General features: G+C 64.6%; 18 protein-coding genes. 12 read left to right on the forward strand and 6 right to left on the reverse strand.

The annotated features are described in order from the left end of the window. Nucleotides 1–6: 6 nt before the first annotated feature. Nucleotides 7–384 (reverse strand): response regulator, encoded by a 378-nt coding sequence (locus RAD15_RS25780; RefSeq protein WP_458181000.1) that lies wholly within the window; start codon nt 382–384, stop codon nt 7–9. A 111-nt stretch (nt 385–495) separates the two neighbouring features. After that, complete coding sequence (locus RAD15_RS25785; protein ID WP_458181001.1) at nt 496–1296, reverse strand: Spy/CpxP family protein refolding chaperone; 801 nt, start codon at nt 1294–1296, stop codon at nt 496–498. Nucleotides 1297–1798: 502 nt separating this feature from the next. On the opposite strand from RAD15_RS25785, the gene RAD15_RS25790 reads away from it, so the two are divergent. The 6 genes from RAD15_RS25790 (at nt 1799) to RAD15_RS25815 (ending at nt 7950) form a co-directional block, all read left to right on the forward strand. Next, nucleotides 1799–3139, forward strand: coding sequence for an ABC transporter substrate-binding protein (locus RAD15_RS25790; RefSeq protein WP_458181002.1), 1341 nt, complete (start codon nt 1799–1801; stop codon nt 3137–3139). 141 nt (nt 3140–3280) lie between these two features. Further along, nucleotides 3281–4219 (forward strand): carbohydrate ABC transporter permease, encoded by a 939-nt coding sequence (locus RAD15_RS25795; protein ID WP_458181003.1) that lies wholly within the window; start codon nt 3281–3283, stop codon nt 4217–4219. Continuing rightward, nucleotides 4219–5130: a carbohydrate ABC transporter permease gene (locus tag RAD15_RS25800; protein WP_458181004.1), complete on the forward strand. Its 912-nt coding sequence runs from the start codon at nt 4219–4221 to the stop codon at nt 5128–5130. The genes RAD15_RS25795 and RAD15_RS25800 overlap by 1 nt, the downstream gene beginning before the upstream one ends. A gap of 20 nt (nt 5131–5150) precedes the next feature. Then, nucleotides 5151–6251 (forward strand): ABC transporter ATP-binding protein, encoded by a 1101-nt coding sequence (locus tag RAD15_RS25805; RefSeq protein ID WP_458181005.1) that lies wholly within the window; start codon nt 5151–5153, stop codon nt 6249–6251. 34 nt (nt 6252–6285) lie between these two features. Then, nucleotides 6286–7275, forward strand: a complete 990-nt coding sequence (locus RAD15_RS25810) for a hydroxyacid dehydrogenase (protein ID WP_458181006.1) — start codon at nt 6286–6288, stop codon at nt 7273–7275. A gap of 183 nt (nt 7276–7458) precedes the next feature. After that, nucleotides 7459–7950, forward strand: coding sequence for a hypothetical protein (locus tag RAD15_RS25815; protein ID WP_458181007.1), 492 nt, complete (start codon nt 7459–7461; stop codon nt 7948–7950). Nucleotides 7951–7952: 2 nt separating this feature from the next. Here RAD15_RS25815 and RAD15_RS25820 read toward each other — a convergent pair whose 3' ends face one another. After that, nucleotides 7953–8450: a DUF1993 domain-containing protein gene (locus tag RAD15_RS25820; RefSeq protein WP_458181043.1), complete on the reverse strand. Its 498-nt coding sequence runs from the start codon at nt 8448–8450 to the stop codon at nt 7953–7955. A gap of 114 nt (nt 8451–8564) precedes the next feature. Here RAD15_RS25820 and RAD15_RS25825 point away from each other — a divergent pair, with 114 nt between their 5' ends. The 3 genes from RAD15_RS25825 to RAD15_RS25835 all read left to right on the forward strand — a co-directional run bounded on the left by RAD15_RS25825 (nt 8565) and on the right by RAD15_RS25835 (nt 10964). Beyond that, nucleotides 8565–9347, forward strand: a complete 783-nt coding sequence (locus RAD15_RS25825) for a transporter substrate-binding domain-containing protein (RefSeq protein ID WP_458181008.1) — start codon at nt 8565–8567, stop codon at nt 9345–9347. 184 nt (nt 9348–9531) lie between these two features. Further along, entirely contained in the window at nt 9532–10428 is an 897-nt protein-coding gene (locus RAD15_RS25830; protein WP_458181009.1) for a DUF2147 domain-containing protein, read from the forward strand. Between the two features lie 179 nt (nt 10429–10607). Then, entirely contained in the window at nt 10608–10964 is a 357-nt protein-coding gene (locus tag RAD15_RS25835; protein ID WP_458181010.1) for a hypothetical protein, read from the forward strand. Between the two features lie 143 nt (nt 10965–11107). Here the strand turns inward: RAD15_RS25835 and RAD15_RS25840 are convergent, their stop codons facing one another. Next, the gene (locus RAD15_RS25840; protein WP_458181011.1) at nt 11108–11512 is read right to left on the reverse strand and encodes a (R)-mandelonitrile lyase; all 405 of its coding nucleotides are present in this window, start codon (nt 11510–11512) and stop codon (nt 11108–11110) included. 35 nt (nt 11513–11547) lie between these two features. Beyond that, nucleotides 11548–12246, reverse strand: a complete 699-nt coding sequence (locus RAD15_RS25845) for a ribonuclease activity regulator RraA (RefSeq protein WP_458181012.1) — start codon at nt 12244–12246, stop codon at nt 11548–11550. A gap of 257 nt (nt 12247–12503) precedes the next feature. Here RAD15_RS25845 and pxpB point away from each other — a divergent pair, with 257 nt between their 5' ends. Genes pxpB through RAD15_RS25860 form a run of 3 tightly spaced genes read left to right on the forward strand, consistent with a single transcriptional unit; the run spans nt 12504 to nt 15071 of the window. Continuing rightward, on the forward strand, nt 12504–13235 hold the full coding sequence (gene pxpB, locus RAD15_RS25850; protein WP_458181013.1) for a 5-oxoprolinase subunit PxpB: 732 nt from the start codon (nt 12504–12506) through the stop codon (nt 13233–13235). After that, the gene (locus RAD15_RS25855) at nt 13232–14269 is read left to right on the forward strand and encodes a 5-oxoprolinase subunit C family protein (protein WP_458181014.1); all 1038 of its coding nucleotides are present in this window, start codon (nt 13232–13234) and stop codon (nt 14267–14269) included. The genes pxpB and RAD15_RS25855 overlap by 4 nt, the downstream gene beginning before the upstream one ends. A 31-nt stretch (nt 14270–14300) precedes the next feature. Then, nucleotides 14301–15071, forward strand: coding sequence for a LamB/YcsF family protein (locus RAD15_RS25860; RefSeq protein WP_458181015.1), 771 nt, complete (start codon nt 14301–14303; stop codon nt 15069–15071). Here the strand turns inward: RAD15_RS25860 and RAD15_RS25865 are convergent, their stop codons facing one another. Beyond that, nucleotides 15072–15224: a hypothetical protein gene (locus tag RAD15_RS25865; RefSeq protein ID WP_014495196.1), complete on the reverse strand. Its 153-nt coding sequence runs from the start codon at nt 15222–15224 to the stop codon at nt 15072–15074. Nucleotides 15225–15325: the final 101 nt, after the last annotated feature.

A 15325-nucleotide genomic window follows, 5' to 3' on the forward strand; every position in this document is an offset into this window, starting at 1 on the left:
CGTCGCTCAGTGCGATTCTTTCACCGTGGCTTCCGGAAACATCGAATCGATCATCGCCTTGAGCTGATCGATCGAGATCGGCTTACGCAGGATCGGCCTGCGCCGGAGCAAGGACGGCAGCAGCTCCGGCCCGTAGCCCGTGGCGAACAGGAACGGCTTTCCGCGACGTTCGATCAGGTCGGCAACGGGGTCGACGTAGACGCCCATCAGATTGATGTCGAGGATGGCCATATCGTACTGGGCGGTCATGGCAAAGGCGCTGGCGTCCCGGACATTGTCCGCTTCAGCGACGACGTGGTGGCCGAGCTCCTCGACCATGTCCGCGATCATCATCCGGATCAACGTCTCGTCTTCGACCAGGAAAACGGAGAGTCCGTCCGCCATATCAACCCCGCAGTCAGCTTGTGAAGCTAATCATAACCGAATTGCGGAGAGGATTCACGAATTCGTGGCGGGCGCCGTTAATTCAGACGCCCCCGATCCGATTCAACTTGATCAATCCAGCCCTCGCTCGTGGCTGAGGCGCACCATCTCCTGGATGAAGACCTGCTTCTGCTTGTCATCGAGGCTCGAATAAAGCGGCTCGGCGGCGTCGGCGACATTACGCTGGTCGGCGGCGCGATCGATCAGGAATTGCGACTCGTTGCGCATCTGCTCGATGATGTCGTCCGGCGGATCCCGCTTGGCACGCGCAACCCGCAGGTTGAGCCGCTCCGCACCATTATGCCCGAGGTAGTGCATAGCGCTCGAGAAGCCGTACCAGTGCTTCTCCTGATCGGGCGTGAGGTTCAGCTCGGTCTTGATCCGCTCGATATAGGAATCGCTGTTGGCCACGATCTGCTCGGCGGTCTGTTGCGGCGCGCCGCTCTGGGTCAGGACCGTGACGTCCTTGTTATCCTGCGGCGTGTTCTTGGCCTCTTTGGTCGCCTTGGCGCCCTTGCCCGCCTTGGCATTCTCCTTGGCGCTCTTGGCGTCCTTGTCCTTGCCGGCGCCCGGCTGCTTGGAATCCTTGCTGGCATCCTTGCTGGCATCCTTGGCGGCCGGCGCCGCCTGGTTGCCGTTGTTGTTGACGCCGAGCACGCCGGTGAAGACGCCGACCACACCGCCGATGGCGCCGCCCAGCACGCCGCCGACCGGCCCCGCCGCCTTGTTCCCGGCCGCGGCGCCGTCCTGAACGCCTTTGACCAAACCTTGAGCATTCGCGACCGCGGCTGCGCCGAGCAGCAGCGCGAGCACGGACCCCAGCGCGAACCATCGTCGCAGATAAAGCCGCGCTGGCGGCGCCCGGTTGATCATTCTCGTCTCCATCGTCGATCTTGCTTGGCTTGTCCGGGTGGGAGCCACCCGCCACCGCAACTCTATCGTTTCCCCCGCTACGAGGTCCAGACGCAGCCGATTGCTGTCCACGTCCGAAAAGTCTTTCGGGCGAAGCGGTTATGCAGGCTTATTCGAAACTGCGGCGTAATTGCGCACGGATCGTTCCAGGCTGGCCCGCACGACGTGTGCGTCGCAAAAACGAGGGTGCGCGGTTCACGTCCGGCGCGCGATGGCGGCGGCACCGCGCGTGTTCGGAGCACAACGTTAGTTCTAGACAACGGCCCTTCGGCTTTCTCGACAGACGCGGTCAATCATGATCTGATCGCGCTACCAATTTGCCGTGCCTCGCATGATTTTCATCGAGGCCGACGGCGCCAATAAGAAACGTCCGACAAGAAACTCCCAACAAGAAATCAAAAGCAAGACTCGGAAGAGTTCGAGGAAACGCCAGAACAATAAAACACCCAAGCGAGGAAACGAGATGTCACGCAAGACACTGACGCGACGTCAATTTGTGGCTGCCACTGCAATGTCCTCCGCGGCGCTGATCTCAGCGCCCTACGTCCGGGGCGCTTACGCCGCCGGCAAGCTCTCGATCGGATTCTGGGACCATTGGGTCCCAGGCGCCAACAAGGCCTCGACCGATCTCGTCAACGAATGGGCCGCGAAGGAGAAGGTCGAAGTCTCCATCGATTACATCACCAGCAACAACAAGAAGCTCGAGCTGACCTCCGCCGCCGAGGCCCAGGCCAAGTCCGGTCATGACATTCTTCAGATGCCGAGCTGGTGGCCGCAGGCCTATTCCGAGAATCTCGAGCCGCTCAACGACGTCATGGAGCCGCTGCTCAAGCAGAACGGCGAGGTGAACGGCACCGTCAAATATCTCGGACAGTCAGGCGGCAAATGGCTCGCAGTGCCCGCGACGCCAGGCAGCCAGATCAAGGGCCCCTGCTCCCGCATCGATCTGATGAAGAAGCATGCCGGCATCGACGTGCAGGAGATGTATCCGGCCGGCGGCCCGCCCAAGGTCGAGAACTGGACCATGGAGACCTTCCTGAAGGCGGCCGAGGCTTGCCACAAGGCCGGCTTCCCGTTCGGCATTGGTCTCGGCGAAACCACCGACAGCGTGGACACCGCCGGCGCGATCTTCCAGTCGTTCGGCGCCGAGCTCGTCAATGCCAAGGGCGACATCACGGTGAAGACCGACCAGGTTCGCCAGGCCATGGAGTTCTACAAGAAGCTGATCGCCTTCCTACCGCCGGATGCGCCGTCCTGGGACGATGCCTCCAACAACAAATGGCTGATCTCCGGCCGCGGCGCGATGATCCTCAATCCGCCGAGCGCCTGGGCCGTTGCCAAGCGCGACGCACCCCAGGTCGCCGAGCAGTGCTGGACGCACGGCTTCCCGTCCGGTCCGAAGGGGCGGTTTGCGCCGTACCTGCCCTACTTCTGGGGCGTCTGGAGCTTCGGCAAGAACAAGGAGGCTGCCAAGAGCCTGCTCGTTCACATGTCCTCGCCATCGTCGATCGAGAAATTCGTTGCGGTGAGCGGCGGCTATGACCTGCCGGCCTATGCGAACATGACCAAGTTCAAGACCTGGGAGGAGGAAGGACCGCCGAAGGGAACGCTGTTCCACTATCCGGACCCCTACAAGCATCAGACGCTGTCGATCGCGGCGTCCCCAGCGCCGCCCAAGATCGCACAGCAGATCTACTTCCAGGCGACGCTGACCAAGATGGCGCTGCGTTTTGCGCGCGGCGAGACGATGGATCAGGCGCTCGCCTGGGCCGAGGGCGAGTGCGAAGGCTTCATGCGGAGCTAGGCCGGATGCCAGGACGGTTTACGCGTCGCGCGTGAGCCGCCAGGGCTAACGTCCTCCCATCCGCATGACCGGGAAGCCGACCGGTGTCGGCCGGCTTCCCGGTTGGACAGTTTACAAGCAGACTGACCCAAGGAATCTGACATGGCCGATGTCGTCGTCGAGCAGGGTCGCGTCGTCCGTGCGACGGGCGCGCGGAAAGGATCGAGCCTGCGCAACGCGCTCGGGCGAAAATCGACGGTGGCGTTCTTCCTGACGCTGCCGCTGATCCTTCTGATCGCCCTGCTCGTGCTCTACCCCGCCTTCTACTCGGTTTACCTCGCGACGCTGAACAAGGCGATGACGAAGTTCGTCGGCCTCAGCAACTTCACCTTCCTGTTCAAGCGCGAGACGTTCTGGATGGTGGTGCGGCAGTCCTGCATCTTCGCGATCACCGCGGTGGTCTTCAAGGCGCTGATCGGTTTCATCGTCGCGCATTTCGTCCACAACATTCCGGGCAAGAAGCAGCGCAAATGGCGCGGCATGCTGCTGGTCCCCTGGGTGATTCCGCCCGCGATGAGCACGCTGGCCTGGCTGTGGCTGTTCGATCCCTCCTACAGCGCCTTCAACTACACGCTGTCCTTCTTCGGCGTCGGTCCGATCCCCTGGCTCGGTGACACCTTCTGGGCGCGTTTCTCCGTCATCCTCGTCAACGTCTGGTACGGAGCGCCGTTCTTCCTGATCATGTACCTCGCCGCGCTGAAGTCGGTCCCCGACCAGCTCTACGAGGCCGCGGCGATCGACGGCGCCAATTGGTGGCAGAAGATCTGGCATATCACCTTGCCGATGATGCGCAACATCATCGCGATCACCACCTTGTTCTCGCTGATCGTCACCTTCGCCAATTTCGACATCGTGCGCATCCTGACATCAGGCGGTCCGCTGGATACCACGCATCTGTTCGCCACCTGGGCGTTCCAGGTCGGCATCCAGAGCAGCGACATTCCGCTCGGCGCCTGCGTCTCCCTGTTCATGGTGCCGATCCTCGCCGTCGCAGCGATCTTCATCCTGCGCGATGTCAACAAACGCGGGAACGAAGCCTGATGAGCACGCTTGCAATCGACAAGGCCGGCCCCTCCCGCAAGGTCAAATACGGCAGCATGAGCCGCGACCGCACCTGGGCGCTGCGCTGGTCCTACTTCTTCCTGGTGCTGTTTGCGATCTTCTTCCTGACGCCGCCGATCTACATGCTGATTACCTCGCTCAAGAGCAGCGCGGAGATCTCGGCGGCGACCAATCCCTGGTGGGTGTTCCACCCGACGCTGTCGAACTATGTCGAGCTATTGAGCTCGAACCAGTTCCTGCGGTTCTTCTGGAATTCGTCGATCATCTCGATCATCGTCGTGATCGTGACCATGCTGATCAGCATCCCCGCCGCCTTTGCGCTGGCGCGGATGAAGTTCTGGGGCTCGGCGACGCTAGCCACCGGCGTCTTCCTCACCTACCTGATCCCGGACAGCCTGCTGTTCATTCCGCTGTTCAAGACGCTCGGCCTCGTCCAGGACCTGACCGGCATCACGCTGCTCAACAGATGGTACGTGTTGCTGTTCATCTATCCGACGCTGACCGTGCCGTTCTGCACCTGGATCATGATCGGCTATTTCGCCTCGATCCCGAAGGAACTCGATGAAGCCGCCCTGATCGACGGCGCCTCATGGCTGCAGACCCTGACGCGGATCTTCATCCCCGTCGCCCTGCCCGGGCTGATCGCGGCGACCATCTTCGCTTTCACCGTCTCCTGGGCGCAGTTCCTTTATCCCCTGGTGTTCACGACGTCGATCGACCAGCTCGTGCTTCCGGTCGGCATCACCACGACGCTGATCAAGGGCGACGTGTTCAACTGGGGACAGATCATGACCGGCGCGCTGCTTGGCGCGGCGCCGCCGCTGATCATCTACGCCTTCCTGATGGACTATTACATTGCCGGCCTGACCGCCGGTGCGACAAAGGGTTGATGGCGAGGAGCTGAAGTTCGATGGCTGACGTTGCTTTGCGGAAGGTAGTTAAGCGTTACGACGATGTCGAAGCCGTGCGCGGCATCGATCTCGACATCGCCGACCACGAGTTCATCGTTCTGGTCGGCCCCTCCGGCTGCGGCAAGTCGACGACGCTGCGCATGATCGCTGGCCTCGAGGACATCAGCGACGGCGACATCATGATCGGCGGCGACGTCGTCAACGACGTTCCGCCGAAGGACCGCGACATCGCGATGGTGTTCCAGAACTACGCGCTCTATCCGCACATGACGGTCGCGGAGAACATGTCGTTCGGGCTGCGCCTGAAGCACTATCCCAAGGCTGAGATCAAGGCACGCGTGACGGAAGCTGCCCGCCTGCTCGACATCACCGACCTGATCGACCGCAAGCCGAAGCAGCTCTCCGGCGGCCAGCGCCAGCGCGTCGCCATGGGCCGCGCCATCGTACGCAATCCGAAGGTCTTCCTGTTCGACGAGCCGCTGTCCAATCTCGACGCCAAGCTGCGCGTGCAGATGCGGATCGAGATCAAGAAGGTGCATCAGAAGGTCCGCACCACCACAGTCTATGTCACCCACGACCAGGTCGAGGCGATGACCTTGGCCGACCGCGTCGTGGTGATGAACAAGGGGCGGATCGAGCAGATCGGCACGCCGAACGAGCTCTATCACAAGCCGGCGACACGCTTCGTCGCGGGCTTCATCGGCTCGCCCGCGATGAACTTCCTCCCGTGCCGGCTCGAGGACGCCGGCGGTGCGCTCCAGATCCGCCTCACCGACCGCATCGCGTTTGCGCTGCCGCCGGCCCGCGCGGCGCGCTACAACGCATTGCCGCGCACCGACAAGCTGTTGCTCGGCATCCGGCCCGAGCATCTCACCGAGTCGCATGCGCATCTGGGCCCGGGGGTCGAGACCTTCGACACCGTGCTCGACGTCACCGAGCCGATGGGAATGGAGACACTGGTCTACTTCGGGCTCGACGGCACGCCCGTCTGCGGCCGCGTCGATCCCAATGCCGGCGCCAAGGACGGGGCACCCATGCGTTTGGCGATGGACCTCAACAATATGCACCTGCTAAACGAGGAAACCGGCGTCGTGTTGTGACGCTGGTCCAAGAAACTCGCGCAGGCAGGGGACGATGGCGACCAACAAGAAGAAGATTTTCGTTACACAAACTTTGTCGCAAGGGGCACGCGTCCTCCTCACCCAGCGGGACGATATCGAGCTCGTCGAGTTTCCGAACCTGATCTCGGCGACGGACTTCGAGGCCTTGCTGAAGAGTCATGCGCCGGTCCACGGCGTGGCGTTAGGTGCCACCGCCTTCGGCGAGACCGAGCTCGAGGCATCCCGCGACATGAAGGTGGTGACGCGCATCGGCGTCGGCTACGACGCGGTCGACGTGCCCGCCCTCTCCCGCCGCAAGGTGCCGCTGATGGTCGCAGGCAGCGCCAACTCGCCCTCCGTCGCGGAAGCGGCGCTGTTCATGATGCTGACGCTGGCCAAGCGCGCGCAGGAGCTGCACGCCTGCGTCAAGGACGGCAAATGGGCCGACCGGCTCGGCATGCTGCCGTTCGATCTCTACGGCAAGACCGTGCTGGTCATCGGCTTCGGCCGTATCGGCAGTCGCACCGCCAAGCGGTGCCTCGCGTTGGAAATGAAGGTGCAGGTGTACGATCCCTACAAGCCAGCCGCCGAGATCAAGGCCGCCGGGTGCGAGGCCGTTGCCGATCTCGATGCCGCGCTGCCCCACGCCGACTTCGTCACCATCCACTGCCCGAAGACGCCGGAGACGGTCGGCCTGTTCGACGCGGCGCGGATCGGCCGGATGAAGCCGAGATCCTACCTCATCAACACCGCGCGCGGCGGCATCGTGAAGGAGGCAGCGCTGTACGACGCGCTCGTCTCCGGCAAGCTCGCCGGCGCCGGCATCGACGTATTCGAGGTCGAGCCGCCGCCGGTCGCCAATGCCCTGTTCGCGCTGCCCAACGTCATCATCGCCCCGCATGTTGCCGGCGTCACGGTCGAGGCCGTCCAGCGCATGAGCGAGCAGACCGCGCGCAACATCCTGAGCGTGCTGGACGGCGATCCGATCACGCAGAACGTCATCAATCAGGACGTGCTGGCTTGAAGGATTTGAAGGGCGGGCGGCTAAAGCGCGATGAATTGTCCGCCCGCCTTCGGAACGCCAGAATGCGTCCCATTTTGGTGCAGATCGAGCCCAAACTCAGCCTTAATCAAACGCGCCTAATGTTCCCGGCCGCGGCGGCAGTGGGACAGACTTGCCGGCCGCGTCGAGCTGGAGGATGGACCCTTGTCAGAAATCGACCCGACCGACCACGCGCTGGCCACCATCGCCAGCATCCTGGAGCGCCCCGAGCCCGTTCTCGTCGTCCGTGAAACCGAGACCGGGAACGAGACTGAAGCGGCCGTCGCCGATGAGCATGTGGTCGCCGACGAACATCCGGCCGTCGAGGAACATACCGAGGAGCATCCGGTCGTCGAGGAGCAGCCGCTGGTGCCGGAGCACACCGACGCCGACGGCTACAGCAAGGTCGGTCCCGGCCCGATGGTGGCGATCCGCCTCAAATGGACGGTGCATCGCGGCGACGACGGCCAGTACTACGTCCACGAGACCATCGGCGAGCAATCAACGCCCGTGATCACCGGCCCGATGACGGGTGAAGCCGCGGTGCATTTCGTCGACGCGCAGGAGCACGAGGCACATCGACGCTTCGAAGAGCTGCGCAGCGAGATCGCCGGCCGCAGCTCGCTCGCCGATTACGAGCGCAGAGGCGAATCCTAGGACTACTTCCTTCCGAGATAGTCCTTCTTCACGAGCTCGACGCCTGCGTGCCGCAACAGGTCGTAGGCCGTCGTGACGTGAAAGAAGAACTGCGGCACGCTGAACGTCAGCAGCAGCGTCCGCCCGGTGAAGGGCAGCTCGGTCCCGTTCTTCAGCCTGAAGAAGACGTTCTGCTCCGCAGCCGCATCGATGTCCGCGCGCGGCAGACTCTCGATGAATTCGATCGACGTTGCGATGCGCGCCTGGAGCCCGGCCATGTCGTGCTCCAGCACCGGCAGCACCACGGGCTCGCTTTGCGCCAGCAAGGCCGGCGCCACGGTGGCGTGACGGCAGGCCTCGCCGACCTGCTGCGCCAGGTCGTACATGTTCGGGGATAGGCGCATGCCGAGCAGGACGGCCGGATTGAACTTGCGGGTCTCCGCATAGGCGACACCCTTGTCGAGCAGTCCCGACAGGTTGCGCAAGGTGGGCACGAAAAGGCCGACCGAGGCCTCGTACATCGAGATCGTCACTTCAAGATTCCTTTCAATTCCGCCTCGCCAGCGACTGGCATCTGGTCTAAATCCAGCTTTGGATAGCTGCACAATGACAGCTCGCGCTGGGGTGGAGAAGAGATGATCGTTCGAATCGTGGCGGCAGTGGCCGTGGCGTTGCTGGCAAGCCTTTCGGTCCACGCGCAGCAGGCATCACCCTCGCGCCTCGACGAGATCGTCAAGCGCGGCACCCTGCGCGTCGGCATGACCGGCGACTACAAGCCCTTCACCTATCTGGACAAGACGACGCAGCAGTTCAGCGGCTTCGACGTCGACATGGCGGAGGCGCTCGGCAAGGCGATCGGCGTCAAGGTCGAGTTCGTCCCGACGGCCTGGCCAAAGCTGATGAAGGATTTCGAGGCCGACCAGTTCGACATCGCCATGGGCGGCGTCTCGGTCACGCTCGACCGGCAGAAGAAGGGCTTCTTCTCCACCCCGATCATGCGCGAGGGCAAGACGCCGATCGCACGCTGCGCCGACGTCGGCAAGTACCAGACGCTCCCTGATATCGACAAGAAGGGCACCCGCGTCATCGTCAATCCCGGCGGCACCAATGAGCGCTTCGCGCGCGCCAACATCAAGGACGCCGACATCACAGTATTCCCGGACAACACCGTGATCTTCGACGAGATCGCCAAGGGCAATGTCGATTTGATGATGACGGACGCCTCCGAGACGCGCTACCAGCAGAAGCAGCACGCCGGCGTGCTCTGCGCGGTGCATCCGGAAAAACCGTTCGACTTCTCCGAGAAGGCTTATTGGCTCCAGCGCGACATGGCGCTGAAGGCCTTCGTCGACCAGTGGCTGCACATTTCGATGGAAGACGGCAGCTACAGGAAGATCTACGCCGCCTGGTTCGACTAGAGCGTTTTCGAGCGGGCCGCGTCCTCCTGTCGCTTGCCCCGGCCAAACTTTGGGCCCGCTCCGGGCGTATTGAACCCGGAACCGCAGGACGACGACTCATACCGTGACAGTGATCTAGATCACTTTTTGCGAATGAACCGGCGCGTAAGCGTCGGTGCGGGGACCACCTGCTCAGGAGATCGAAATGAGGAAGCTGTTGGCCACGGCCGCATTCCTTTTGTTGGCGAGCACCGCTGCGCAAGCGCAGTACACTTTCGAATATGGTGGGCGCACCATCCGCATCGATCCGGACCGCGGCACGGTGCAGATCCCCGGCGTCTATGACAACACCAGCCAGGGCAAGGCGAAGAAGGCCAAGAAGAACGAGACCGGCCCCGCCCAGCAGGCGCCGCAGGAGGCCAAGGCCGATCCGCAGGCGCCGGCTGCACCAGCGCCTCCGCCAGCCCCCGCCGCGGCGGCTCCCGCAGCCACCCAGGCTCCTGCGCCTGTCGTGGCCGCACCGCCTCCAGCGCCACCTGCTCCGCCACCGCCGGCAACCGCTACTGCTGCTCCGGCTGATACGGCTCTCGTGCCGCCTCCCGCACCGCCTCCGGCCCCTGCTCCCGTCGAGCAGCAGGCAGCCCCCGCCGCAGCACCACCGCCGGCCCCGACCGTGGCTGCCGCCCCTCCGGCGCCATCCCCACCGCCTGCTCCGGCGCCTGCTCCCGCCCCTGTTCAGGCGGCTGCGGTCGCGCCGCCGGCTCCCGCGGCCGCGCCGACGCGCGATCTCAGTTCCCCGCTCGGCGTCTGGCTCACCGAGGAGAAGGAAGGCAAGGTTCGCATCGAGCAATGCGGCAGCAATCTCTGCGGCTACTCGGTCGACAGCAAATCGAACCAGAACGGCGAGCAGGTTCTGATCAACATGAAGCCCGGCAAGGATCAGAACAAGGACCAGAAATGGTCGGGCCGCATCCTCGATCCGAACTCCGGCTCGACCTACGATTCGACGATCGCCATGAAGGGCACCGACCGGCTGCGCGTGCAGGGCTGCGCTTTCGGCGGCATGTTCTGCGGCGGCCAGACCTGGACGCGCGTGAACTGAATTCGGCTTCGACGCTTTGACCAAAATAAGGGGCCCGTGATCCGGGCCCCTTTGCTTTGGTTGGTTGCGTCATTGGACGTGCGCCAGCTCACAGAGCCCCTCGCGCACGTGACAGCCCTCACATCGTCGGTTCCACGCCCGTGCCACGATCCGCCCATGGTCAACCATCGAGGCGTGCCATGAACGGATTTCGCAAGGGTCTCTTCGCCACCATCATCGCCATCGCCTTCCCGCTGACGCAGGCAGGCGCTGCGACAAGCACCTTCGACGGCGCCTGGAACGTGCGCATCTCGTCATCGAGCGGGACCTGCGGCAACGGCGCGACCGTCGCGATCGGCATCAACAATGGTCAGATCGCATCGAGCAGCGCCGCAGTGACGGCGTCGGGCCGCGTCGCAGACGCCGGCAGCATCAATGTCACCCTGAGCACCGGCATCAAACGCGCGGTCGGCTTCGGCCACCTCAGCGGCACCTCCGGCTCCGGCACCTGGCGCGGCGCGCTGTGCACGGGCACTTGGACGGCGGAGCGGATGTAGGTGCCGTGTCCCGGACAAGCAGCGGCGCAAAGCGTTGCTGCGCGGAGCCGGGACCCAGCATTCTTGGTTGTTAGAAGATCTGGGTCCCGGATCGGCGACGCATCGCCTTGAGGGCAATGCGTCTTGTCCGGGACACCAATGCCTCAGCCAAGCGCGGCGCCATACTCCGCGTCGGTCACCGGCTCGAGCCAGGTCGAGAACACGCCGTCGAGCGCTTCCTGCATGGCGATATGGCACATGCTGTTATTCGGCGACGCGCCGTGCCAGTGCAATTCGCCCGGCGGAATCCAGACAGTGTCGCCGGGACGGATTTCCTGGACCGGGCCGCCCTTGGTCTGGACGCGGCCGACGCCCGAAATCACGTAGAGCGTCTGCCCGAGCGGATGGTGGTGCCAGTTGGTGCGGGCGCCCGGCTCGAACGAGACGCGCGAGACGTTCAGCCGCGCCGGTGCGGGCGCCATGTTGATGGGGTCCTGCAGCACGGTGCCGGTGAAGTGTTCCTTCGGCGCGCGGCGGGTCGGCCGCGCACCGGCGAGCGTGATATCCATGGGGTACCTCGTTTCCTTCCAGTAATTTTTGCCTGTTACTTCTTGCTGGCGGCGTAGCGCGCCTTGGTCTCGGCGTTCATGGGATAGAGGCCCGGCAGCACGGCACCGTTGTTCACCTCGTTGACGATCCAGGCTTCCATGCGCTCCTGCTCGACGCCCTCGTTGAGCACGTGATCGAGCATCGCCTGCGGGATCAGCACGCAGCCGTCCTGGTCGGCGACCACGATGTCGTTGGGGAACACGGCGACGCCGCCGCAGCCGATCGGCTCGCCCCAGCCGACGAAGGTCAGGCCGGCAACGGACGGCGGCGCGGCATAGCCGTCGCACCACACCGGCAGGTTGGTGCCGAGCGTGCCCTCGACGTCACGCACCACACCGTCAGTGACGAGCGCGGTGACCCCACGCTTCATCATGCGCGCGCAGAGGATGTCGCCGAAAATGCCGGCGTCGGTGATGCCCATGGCATCGACCACGGCGATGCAGCCCTCCGGCATCGCCTCGATCGCGGTACGGGTCGAGATCGGCGACGACCAGGATTCCGGCGTCGCCAGATCCTCGCGCGCCGGCACGAAGCGCAGCGTGAAGGCCGGCCCCACCAGGCGCGGCAGCCCCGGGCGCAGCGGACGCGCGCCGCGCATCCAGACGTTACGCAGGCCCTTCTTCAGCAGGACCGTGGTGATGGTGGCAGTGGTGATGCCGGCGAGGGTCTTGCGGGCTTCGGGGGACAGCGACATGGACGACAACGAGCTCCGGATGGGCGGGATAGAACGCGCGCATCTTGCGAGCCGGGCGCCTTGCGTCAAGGGCCAAGAGGGCATCAATAACGCAGGGCCGCTGGGCTGTTATGCGACGCGATAACAAGGCTTTATCGCTTCCCCCTGCATTAATTTATTGGACTTGCGGGCGCATTTACGCGAAGCAGGGTGAGGCGGAACTCAAGGTCGAGCCCGCTTTTCCAGAAGCCCGATTTCGACAGCGCTTTGACAGCTCAATGGCCGCGACGCTTCCCCCGCCCCGCCTTCTGCCCAGTGGCGACAGCGCCGTCACGGTCGAGTTCAGCCGCACCATCGACGACGACGCCAACCAGCGCGTGCTGGCGCTCGACAAGGCGCTCGCGGCAAGCCCGATCGACGGCATCACCGAGTCCGTTCCGACCTATCGCTCCCTGCTGGTGCACTACGATCCCGGCCAGATCGGTTTCGACGCGCTCGGCGAAAAGCTGCTTGCGATCGCCAGCCGACCGCTACCGCCCGCCGCCAAGGCTCGCCGCTGGCGCATTCCCGTCGCCTATGGCGGCGAGCACGGCATCGACCTCGAGGATGTCGCCAAGGCGCTGAACACCACGCCCGACGACATCGTCGCCCGGCATGTCGGCGGCGACTACAAGGTCGCCATGATCGGCTTCACGCCGGGCTGGTCCTATCTCAGCGGCCTCGACAAATCCCTGCACATGTCGCGGCGACAAAATCCGCGGCTGCTGACGCCCGCCGGCACGATCTCCATCGGCGGCATCCAGGCCGGCATCCAGTGCCTGGCTGCGCCGAGCGGCTGGCACCTGCTCGGCCGTACGCCTGTGCGAACCTATCAGCTTCACCGCAATCCGACCTTCCTCACCGAACCCGGTGATCGCGTGACGTTTTTCGCCATCGACCACAAGACGTTCGAGGAGCAGGACCGCGCCGCCGAAGCCGGCGAGATCGTCGCCGAGCAGGTGACGGCATGAGCCGGCTCGTGGTCGCCAGCATTGGTCCCGCAAGCTCCGTGCAGGACGGCGGACGCCACGGCGCGCAGCGCTATGGCCTGACGGTCAGCGGGGCGATGGACCGGCTGTCGCTCGCGGCCGCGAATACGCTTGTCGGCAACGAGCCGTTCGCAGCCAGCGTCGAGATCGGCCCGTTCGGCGCCACCTTCACCGCCCGAGACGGCGCCGTGCGCGTCGCCATTTCAGGCGCGCCGCGCAATGCCGACGTTGCGGGGCGCCCCGTCGCCATGGACACATCGGTGTCGTTGAAGGACGGCGAGACGCTGACGCTGGGCTTTGCCCGCGGCGGCGCGTTCACCTATCTGGCGATCGAAGGCGGGATCAAAGGCGAGCCGGTGTTCGGCAGCCTCGCGGTCAATGCCCGCGCCGGTCTCGGCAGCCCCTACCCGCGTCCGCTCCAGGCTGGCGACGAATTCAGCGTCGATGCCGCAAGCGGCGCGCCCGAACTGCGGATCGAATTGCCGAAGCCGGTGAGCGGCCCGATCCGCGTGCTGCTGGGACCGCAGGACGACGAGTTCGACGACGCCAACAAGGCGCTGTTCCTGGGCAGCGAGTGGAAGATCTCGGCGACCTCAGACCGCATGGGCTACCGGCTCGAGGGACCCGCGATCAAGCATCTGCACGGCCACAACATCGTCTCCGACGGCACCGTCAACGGCAGCATCCAGGTGCCCGGCAACGGCTCGCCGATCGCGCTGATGATGGACCGCGGCACGAGTGGCGGCTATCCGAAGATCGCAACCGTCATCACGGCCGATGTCGGCCGCCTCGCGCAGACCTCGGCGGGAACGGCGTTCCGCTTCAAGCAGGTCACCATGGCGGAGGCACAGGACGAGGCCCGCAAGTTCGCGCAAGCGATCCGCAACCTGCCCGATCGCCTGCGCTCCTCCGACACCGTCGAACTCAACATCGAAGCACTCAGCGATGCTAACGTCGCCGGCTATGCAGTGAGCGCCGTCGATGCCGGCACCTGGCAGGTCACGGCGGAACCGTAAGCGGCAGCAAGACCAGAGGCGGAGAGCACCCATGAAGACGATCGATCTCAATTGCGACCTCGGCGAAGGTTTTGGCGCGTGGGAGATGGGCAACGACGCCGCCATGATCGACCTCGCAAGCTCGGTCAACGTCGCCTGCGGCTTCCATGCCGGCGACCCCGACATCATGCGCAGGACGGTGGAGCTTGCGAAAGCGCGCGGCGTGTCGGTCGGCGCCCATCCTGGATATCGCGACCTGCATGGTTTCGGCCGGCATCCGATCGCCGGCCTGAAAGCCTCCGAGATCGAGAACCTCGTTGCCTACCAGATCGGCGCGCTGCAGGCGATCGCGACCGCCGCCGGCCACAAGGTCACGCATGTGAAGGCGCATGGCGCGCTCTCCAACGTCGCCTGCGAGGACGACATGACCGCCAAGGCCATCGCCGCGGGCATCAAGGCGGTCGATCCCAATCTCATCTTCGTCGTGCTCGCCAATTCAAAACTGGTAAAGGCCGGCGAAGACGCCAACCTGCCGCTCGTGCACGAGGTGTTCGCCGACCGCGCCTATGAGGACGACGGCAACCTCGTCTCGCGCAAGAAGCCCGGCGCGGTGCTGCATGATGCCAAGGCGATCGCCGACCGCGTGGTGCGCATGGTGCAGGATGGCGCGGTGGTGTCGGTGACGGGCAAGGTCATCAAGATGCGTACGGACACGGTGTGCATCCACGGCGACACGCACGGCGCCGTGGAGATCGCGCGGACCTTGCGTCAGGCATTGAAGGATGCGGGGATCGAGGTCGCGCCGTTCAAGCGCGGGGCGTGATCAGAACGGGTGCACCGAGAGCGTACCGAACACGATCGCCGCGATGACGGCGAAGGCGCTGTAGAGCCCAACATGATGCATGCTCGCCCCGGTCCGCCGTGAGAGCGAGCGCGCGTAGAAGTGCAGCCTGGCTTCCGCCGATAGTTCGCGCATGGTCGATCTCCAACGCCCCATTTGCGGGATTATGAAGGATCAACCCTGGCGGGAGGCAAGATGGCGGAGGAAATAGCGATGCGCCTTCTCCGGAGACACCG

It is taken from the genome of Bradyrhizobium sp. 14AA (genome assembly GCF_054185205.1).